The organism is Rudaea sp. (assembly GCF_036383415.1).
GTDB lineage: Bacteria > Pseudomonadota > Gammaproteobacteria > Xanthomonadales > Rhodanobacteraceae > Rudaea.
Map to the genome: position 1 here is coordinate 1 of NZ_DASVOK010000421.1, position 8,057 is coordinate 8,057.

Annotated in this window: 7 protein-coding genes and 1 pseudogene; 3 read left to right on the forward strand and 5 right to left on the reverse strand. The window is 65.7% G+C overall.

Annotation, left to right across the window (positions count from 1 at the left end; genetic code table 11):
* Together VF497_RS15390 and VF497_RS15395 are read left to right on the forward strand one after the other, a co-directional pair.
* Positions 1–1,682: tetratricopeptide repeat protein (locus VF497_RS15390; RefSeq protein ID WP_330890299.1), on the forward strand; the 1,682-nt coding region annotated here is incomplete at its 5' end.
* Between the two features lie 72 nt (positions 1,683–1,754).
* Positions 1,755–2,717 carry a patatin-like phospholipase family protein gene (locus VF497_RS15395; RefSeq protein ID WP_330890301.1) on the forward strand — a complete coding sequence of 321 codons (963 nt, stop codon included), beginning with the start codon at positions 1,755–1,757 and terminating at the stop codon, positions 2,715–2,717.
* 47 nt (positions 2,718–2,764) lie between these two features.
* On the opposite strand, the gene VF497_RS15400 is transcribed toward VF497_RS15395, so the two are convergent.
* The gene (locus VF497_RS15400) at positions 2,765–3,712 is read right to left on the reverse strand and encodes a cation diffusion facilitator family transporter (RefSeq protein WP_330890303.1); all 948 of its coding nucleotides are present in this window, start codon (positions 3,710–3,712) and stop codon (positions 2,765–2,767) included.
* A 141-nt stretch (positions 3,713–3,853) separates the two neighbouring features.
* Positions 3,854–4,306: a MerC domain-containing protein gene (locus tag VF497_RS15405; RefSeq protein ID WP_330890305.1), complete on the reverse strand. Its 453-nt coding sequence runs from the start codon at positions 4,304–4,306 to the stop codon at positions 3,854–3,856.
* Between the two features lie 166 nt (positions 4,307–4,472).
* On the opposite strand from VF497_RS15405, the gene VF497_RS15410 reads away from it, so the two are divergent.
* The gene (locus VF497_RS15410; RefSeq protein ID WP_330890307.1) at positions 4,473–6,662 is read left to right on the forward strand and encodes a TonB-dependent receptor; all 2,190 of its coding nucleotides are present in this window, start codon (positions 4,473–4,475) and stop codon (positions 6,660–6,662) included.
* A gap of 53 nt (positions 6,663–6,715) precedes the next feature.
* Here the strand turns inward: VF497_RS15410 and VF497_RS15415 are convergent, their stop codons facing one another.
* The 3 genes and pseudogenes from VF497_RS15415 to VF497_RS15425 form a co-directional block, all read right to left on the reverse strand.
* Entirely contained in the window at positions 6,716–7,189 is a 474-nt protein-coding gene (locus VF497_RS15415) for a transcriptional repressor (protein ID WP_330890309.1), read from the reverse strand.
* A 71-nt stretch (positions 7,190–7,260) separates the two neighbouring features.
* Positions 7,261–7,611 carry a zinc ribbon domain-containing protein gene (locus tag VF497_RS15420; RefSeq protein ID WP_330890311.1) on the reverse strand — a complete coding sequence of 117 codons (351 nt, stop codon included), beginning with the start codon at positions 7,609–7,611 and terminating at the stop codon, positions 7,261–7,263.
* 7 nt (positions 7,612–7,618) lie between these two features.
* Positions 7,619–8,057, reverse strand: a pseudogene (locus VF497_RS15425) (glutamate--tRNA ligase); the annotation flags it as partial.

Below are 8,057 nucleotides of genomic sequence, written 5' to 3' on the forward strand. Positions count from 1 at the left end.
GGCAGGCACGCAAGGCCGACACCGAAGCATTGCTCGCACGTTCCGCGCAGGCGTTCCTGACCAGCATTTTCGAGGCCTCCTCTCCCGACAGCGCCGCGGGACAACGCGTGACCGCGCGCGAACTGCTCGATCGCGGCAGCGAGCGCATCGACAACGAGCTGAAGGACCAGCCACGACTGCGCGGCGAGATGTCGCTGACCCTGGGCTCGCTGTACGCGCAGTTGGGCCAGTATCCGCAGGCCACGCGACTGCTGCAGGGCGCGCTCGCCACGTTCGACGAGGCGCCGGCGAGCCGGCTCCGCGCCGAGACCGAGTTGGCTGGCGTCGACCTTGCGCAGAGCCGGCTCGACGATGCGGAACGCAGGCTCGCATTCGTGCTTATCCGCGACCCGGATCCGGCCCTGCGCTCGCGCGCGCTGGTCGTGCGCGCCCAGGTGCATGAAAAGCGCGGCCGTTTCGACGAAGCGCTCGCCGATGCACGCGCCGCATTCGGCCTGGATGCCAGCCGCGGCGAAGCCGGCATCGCCGACCAGGCCCGCGACCGGCAGACCGAGGCGCTGGTGCTTGCCCGTCGTGGCCGCTTCGATCAGGCGGCGACGACGTTCGAACAGGCGATCGCCAGCGCGCGCAAGTTCTACGGCGACGACGACACCCGAGTGGCGCAGATGCGCAACGACTACGCGGTTGCCCTGTTCGAGAAAGGGCGCACGAAGGAAGCCGAGGCGGAATTGCAGCGCGTGCTGGAAATCCGACGCAAGCGGCTCGGCAACGAGCACCCCGCCGTCGCGGAGACCTTGCAGGTGCTCGGCGCAGCGCAGCGCGGACAGGACCACCTCGACGAGAGCCAGGCCTCGCTTGAGGAAGCATTGCGCATCCAGCGCAAAGCCTTCGGCGAACAGCACGCCGATGTCGCCAACACGCTCAATTCGCTCGGCATGCTCGCCAACGCACGCAAGCAGATTTCGGAAGCGGAGCGGCAATTCCGCGAAGCGCTTTCGATCTACAAGCAGATCGGTCTCGACGATACCGCTCCTGCCGCGACAACCGCCAACAATCTCGCCAGCGTGCTCCTGCAGACCGGGCGCTACGCCGAGGCGGAACCGCTGATGCAGCACGCGCTGGAACTGCATTTGAAGATGCTCGGCGAACAGCATCCGATGGTCATGAGCGACCTGAACTCGCTGGCCCAGCTGGAAATCCGGCGCGACCGCGGCGACCAGGCGATCGGCTATGCGCAGCGCGCGGTGCGTATCGCCGACTCTCCGCCCAATCCACCGTTGATCGGAGCCTACGTGCATCTGTCGTATGCCGTCATCCTCAATCGTGCGGGCAAGCCGAGCGAGGCGCTGCGGGAGGCGGATGGCGCCATCGCCACATTGGAAAAGCTCAACCCGCAGGATCCACGCATGGCCACGGCATGGGCTGCCCGCGCCTATGCGCTGCTCGGCCTGCATCGTGCCGACGAGGCCCAGACGCTGGCCACGCGCGCGCTCGAGAAACGCCTGCAGACGGCGCCGAACGACGATGCCGGCCTGGCTCAGCTGCGTACGTTGCTGGCACGCATTGCCGACGCGCGGAACCAACCCGCCGTGGCACAGCGCGAACGCAAGACCGCACACGATCTGCTCGCCCGCGTTGCCGTACCGGACCCCGACATGCTGCGCGAAATCGACCGGCGCTAGCGCAAGCGCCTGCCAAGGTGCCCGCGACACTCAAGCCGCAATGTTGTACGCGCGCTCGGCTATGATGCCGGCATGCCCGGGAACTCCGCCGACTCGACCATCAGCCTCGCCCTGCAGGGCGGCGGCGCGCACGGTGCGTTCACCTGGGGCGTGCTCGACTATTTGCTGGAAGAAGGATCGCTGGATTTCGACGGCATCAGCGCGACCTCGAGCGGCGCGATGAATGCCTGCGCGCTGACCCAGGGCTGGCTCGATGGCAAACGCGATGGCGCGCGTCAAATGCTGACCAATCTGTGGGAGGCAATCGGCGCGCAGGCGAGTCTGATGCGCTGGGCGTTCGCCTCGCCGGCGGGCGCGGCGACCGAGCGCATCCTGCTTGGCCTGACGCGTTACTTCACGCCACAGGAGATGAATCCGCTCGGCATCAATCCGGTCAAGAACATCGCCGCGTCGCTGTTCGACTTCGACAAGATCCGCAAGAAGTCGCCGTTCAAGCTGTTCATCGCGGCGACGCGCGTTCGCGACGGGCGCCTGAAGCTGTTCGACAACACCGAACTGACCCTGGATGCGTTGATCGCCAGCACCTGCCTGCCGCAGTTGTTCGCGCCGGTCGAGATCGACGGCGAGGCGTATTGGGACGGCGGCTACGCCGGCAATCCGGCGATCGAACCGCTGGTCTACCGCTGCAACGCCGAGACGATCGCCTGCGTGCTCGTGCAGCCGATCGAACGCGGGCAACCGCCGGCGACCGCGCGCGAGATCGGCGAGCGCATTACCGAGCTGTCGTTCTCGACCACGTTCATCCGCGAACTGGAAACGCTGCAGACCGCGCAGAACATGCTGGCGAAGAATTTTCCACTGACTCCGCTCGGCCAGCGCCTGAAGAAGATCGATATCCAGATCCTCGAACCGGGCGAATCGCTGGACAGCTACAGCGCGAAGACGCGGCTCACTGCGCGCATGGATTTCCTGCGCGACTTGCGCGATCTCGGTCGCGAGCGCGCGCAGGCGTGGCTGGAGAAACACCGGACCTGAGAGTGCCGGTGCGTCCGTTCTTCCGTCGAGAGAAGGGAATCAAATACTCAGTGCGCGTGCGCGGAATCGTGCGCGTGGTCGTGGTCGTCATGCGCGTGCCGCCCGCAGTCCTCGTGCGCGCAGTCGCGCCGCTCGATCTGCACGGTCGCATGCACGATCTGGAACCTCTCGCGCAGGATCGTCTGTACCTGGACAAGCGCGGTTTGCGCATCGGCTTCCTCGGCCAGACGTGCATGCAGGGTCGCGAGGCGGCGACCGCCGGCAAGCTGCCAGACATGCACATGATGCACATCGACGATGCCCTCGCCCTGCTTCGCGGCGAGCGCGACCTGCGCCGTGTCGACGCCGTCGGGCGTGCCTTCGAGCAGGATGTGCGCCGAGCGCTTGAGCAGCTTCCACGCGCTGTTGAGGATCAGCAGCGAGACCAGAATCGAGAACGCCGGGTCGGCCCACAACCAACCCTGCCAGCGGATCAGCAGCGCCGCGGTGACCGCGCCGACCGAACCGAGCAGGTCGCCGAGCACATGCAGACGCGCACCGGCCGCGTTGAGATCGTCGTGATCGTGACCGCCGAGCACCCGCAGTACGAACAGGTTCACCAGAAGGCCCACTACGGCGATGATCAGCATCGTGCCGGACAGGATCGGCTCCGGTCTCGCGAAACGCCCGATCGCCTCGATCACGATCCATGCGACGAGCACGAATTGGAACAGCGCATTCGTGTAGCCGACAAGTACCTCGAGCCGCGCGTAGCCGAAGCTGCGCTTGTCGTCCGCCGGTCGCCGCGCGAAGTAGGCGCCGAGAAAGGCGAGCAGCAGAGCGAACGCATCGACGAACATGTGCCCCGCGTCCGCAAGCAGGGCGAGCGAACCCGAGATCCAGCCGCCGGCGGCCTCGACGACGAGCGTGATCGAAGTCAGCACGAACGCCCACAGCAGGCGCCGCTCGCTCGTAGTCGCGTGATCGTGGTCGTGGTGATGGTCGGGTGCAGTCATGCTTCGCTCGTATGCGATTCGCGTGGGCGATGGTGATTTCGGAATGTTAGGTGCTCGGTGCAGCGTTACACAATCGCACTGTATCCGTGCGTTCGCCCTTGAACGCGAAAACCAGGAAGCGGCTATGCTGGCCGCGCTTCTTCAATTCGCCCGATTCGGCGGGCAACACGCGCCGAACAGATGGGTCAGGCGCAGGTTGAGGATATGCGCGAGAGCGACGCAGCAGCCACCGAGCGTGACCAGCACCGCGTGCAGCACGGGTGATTCCCCGCTGTCGAACAGCCAGGCTCCGGTCCAGAGCAACGCGATGCCGACACCGGCGACCCACAGCGCGCTGACCACGCGATGACGACGATAACCACGAACGAGCGAGCCCAGCGCAAGCGTGCTCGCGAACGCGATGAAGATGCGCTCGAAGCGGTGATCGCTCAAGAAACCCAGGCCGAGCGCCGGCAATACCGTGAGCACAAACGGCAACGCCGCACAGTGAACCGCGCACAGGAACGACGCGACTGCGCCGAGGCGATCGGCCGCGTGCGCCAGCGCGTCATGCGCCTGACCGTTGCCGAACTGTTGAGCGGAGGGATTGGCCATGGCTAAGTTATAACATAACGGTCTGGATAGGCGAATCCTGCGCCGCGACAGGAGGGGGGATCGAACAGATATCGCTGGAACATGACTTTTGGCAGGTATGCACGGCCCGCATGTGTTACATTATATCATTACATTCTAGATCTCCCGCAATCTCCCACGACAAGCAATGAACAAGACCCTGCTCACGCTCGCCATCGCCCTTGCACAATCCGCCGCACCGTTCGCCCGCGCCACCGACGCGCCCGCCGCAGCACCGACAGCGACTCCAGATGCGGCCGCCACGGATCCCGCCGACAAGGCGACCACGTTGCAGGCGGTCGAGGTCAACGCCCAGCTCGACCGCGCGCGCAACCAGTTGTCACCCAGCATCGGCGCGAGCCAGTACGTGATCGACTCCGAGGCGATCGAGCGCCTGCCGCTCGGCGACGCGACGCCGCTCAACCAGATCCTGCTGCAGGCGCCCGGTGTCGTGCAGGATTCGTACGGCCAACTGCACATCCGCGGCGACCACGGCGACGTGCAGTACCGCATCAATGGCGTGATCATCCCCGAAAGCATCGAAGGCTTCGGCCAGGCGCTCGATCCGGACATCATCGAGCGCGTGCAGTTGCTGACCGGTGCGCTGCCCGCGCAGTACGGCTATCGCACCGCGGGCGTGGTCGAGATCACAACCGAAAGCGGCGCGCACCGCCACCACGACGCCGATGGTGACGACGACGAGGACAAGGATTCCGGCGGCAAGATCGATCTGCTCACCGGTTCGTTCGGTACTTCCCAGACCGAACTCTCGCTGCACGGCAGCGGCGACCGCTGGAGCTACTTCGCCACATTCGAATACACGCAGAACGACGTCGGCATCGAGAACCCGACGCCCGCGTACAACTCGATCCACGACCGCACTCATCAAGCCAAGGGTTTCGGCTATTTCTCCTACCTGTTGAACGACGACACGCGCCTGTCCTTCATGGCCGGCGTGACCAACAACCGTTTCCAGATCCCGAACAATCCGAACCAGCAGCCGTCCTTCGCCCTCGCCGGCGTAGACACGTTCGACTCGGCGCGGCTCGACGAGCGCCAGCGCGAAGTCACGCGTTTCGGCGTCGTCTCGCTGCAAGGGCACTTCAGCGGCACCGACTACCAGGTCTCGCTCGGCCAGCGCTACACCGGGGTCGACTATCGACCTGATCCGGTCGGTGACCTCGTCTTCAATGGCGTTGCCGGCACGATCCACCGCGCCAACCGTGCGAGCACGCTGCAGGCGGATTTTTCCATGCCCTTCGCCGATGGCGCGCACACGCTGCGTTACGGCCTCTACGCGAGCAGCGAACGGCCGGTCAGCGACTCGACCTCGCTCGTGTTTCCGGCCGATGCCGACGGCAACCAGACCGGCGATGTGCCGATCACGATCGTCGACAACTCGCAGCGCATCAACGCAAAGACCTATGGCCTGTACCTGCAGGACCAATGGAACATCGGCGACAAACTCACGCTCAACTACGGCCTGCGCGCCGACAAGGTCGATGCCTACGTCAGCGAAGGCCAGATCAGCCCGCGCATCGGCTTCGTCTACCAGTTCAGCGACGCGACCGCACTGCACGCCGGCTATGCGCGTTATTTCACCCCGCCGCCGACCGAACTGATCTCGCTGACCGACATCGCCCTATTCCAGGGTACGACCAATCAGCTGCCGAGCAACGTCAACGCCGAGACGCGTTCGGAGCGCTCACACTATTTCGACGTCGGCGTGACGCACAAGCTCGACGCGCACTGGACGCTCGGTCTCGACGCCTACTACCGCAAGGTGCGCAACCTGCTCGACGAGGGCCAGTTCGGCGCCGCGCTGATCTTCTCGCCTTTCAACTACGACCGCGGTCGCATCCGCGGCGTGGAGTTCACCGCCAACTACACGAACGGCAACCTGAGCGGCTACTTCAACCTGTCATCGAGTCGCGCGATGGGCCGCGAGGTCGTCACCGGCCAGTACAACTTCGATCAGGACGAGCTCGACTACATCGCCTCGCACTGGGTGCATCTCGACCACGATCAACGCCTGACCGGATCGGGTGGCATCAGCTATGACTGGAACGGGCTCAAGCTCGGCGCCGATTTCCTCTACGGCTCGGGTCTGCGCCGCGACTTCGCCAACACTGCGCACTTGCCGAGATACTGGCAGGTCAACCTCTCCGCCGCGCGTGATTTCGACCTTCCCGCGATCGGAAAGACCAACGTGCGCCTCGCTGTGATCAATGCGACCGACGAGGTCTACCAGCTGCGCGACGGTTCCGGCATCGGTGTCGGCGCGCCGCAGTACGGGCCACGGGCGGGCGCCTTCCTGGGGCTGTCGAAGTCGTTCTGATCCCGCGGCGATTTCGCAGGGGCTCGATCAACGAGCCCCTGCCGACCAAGCTCTTACGCGGCCGCGCAGCGCTTGCACACGCCGTGCACTTCCAGCGTCTGCGCGCGCGTGCGGAAGCCGAGCGCCTTGGCCTGCTCGGTGAGCAGCTTGGCGACGCGCTCGTCGCAGATTTCGGTTGCCGATTCGCACTCGTCGCAGATCAGGAACGGAACATGATGCACGACGCTCGGGTGATGGCAGCCCACGTAGGCATTGATCGACTGCAGCTTGTGGATGAAGCCGTTCTCGATGAGGAAGTCGAGCGCGCGGTAGACGGTCGGCGGCGCGGCGTTGCCGCGGTCGTCCTTGAGCCGGTCGAGTAGGTCGTAGGCCTTGACCGGCTTTTCCGCGCTCGCGATCAGGTCGAGCACCTGCTGGCGGATCTCGGTCAGGCGCAGGCCGCGCATCTCGCACGCAGCCGTCACCTCGCGCACGAAGGCGTGGGCGTCATGGCGGTGATGATGCGCGCTGGCGGGTTTGGCGGACATGGGCGGTGCGGATTCTGCTTTCACGATCATAGCACTCGTGAAATGGGGTCGTTGGCGCGATGCGGCAAGGGCTAAAGCGGAGCGCCGCAGTGGCGGCAATACTTGTCGCCGGCCGTAATCGGCTTGCCGCAGGCGCGACACGGCGGTTTCGGCACAGCCTTCGGCAACAGCAGCGAAATGCCCCAGCCGATCGGCCCGAGCGCGAGGCCGAGCAGGGTGTCGCGCACGACCGCGTTCTTGTATTTGCCGATCAACGCGCCGACCAGCGCGCTGACCACGGTGAAGCCGATCAGCCAGTACCACAGCGTCGGATCGGTGAGCATCGCGTAGCAGGCATCGAGCGCCTGCATCTGTTCATCGGGATCGGCCGACTGCAACGCCTGCGTCAGCGTGGCGACATCGCAGCCCGATGGCAGCGCCACGTTCGCCTCACGCGCCCGCGCGCGCGATCGCGTCGTCGATGCGCGCGAGCGCGCGATCGCGGCCGACGAGATAAACCGTGTGATCGATCGACGGCGACACCTGCGTGCCGGTCATCGCCACGCGCAGCGGCTGCGCGACCTTGCCCATGCCCTCGCCGATCGCGGCGGCGGCATCCTGGATCGCCTTGTGTACGTTCTCGACATTCCAGTCGGCAAGGCTCGCCAGTTGCGCATGCACGGCCTGCAGCGCGGGCACGGCGGTCGCAGCCTTCAGGTGCTTGGCCACGGCCGCATTGTCCCAGGACACGATCGGGCCGTACCAGATGCTCGCCTTCTCGGCCATCTCGCGCAGCGTCTGCGCGCGCTCGCGCAACGCGACGATTACGTCGACCGGCGCCGGACCATGCGCCGGATCGAGGCCCTGCATGCGCAGGTGCCACTCGAAC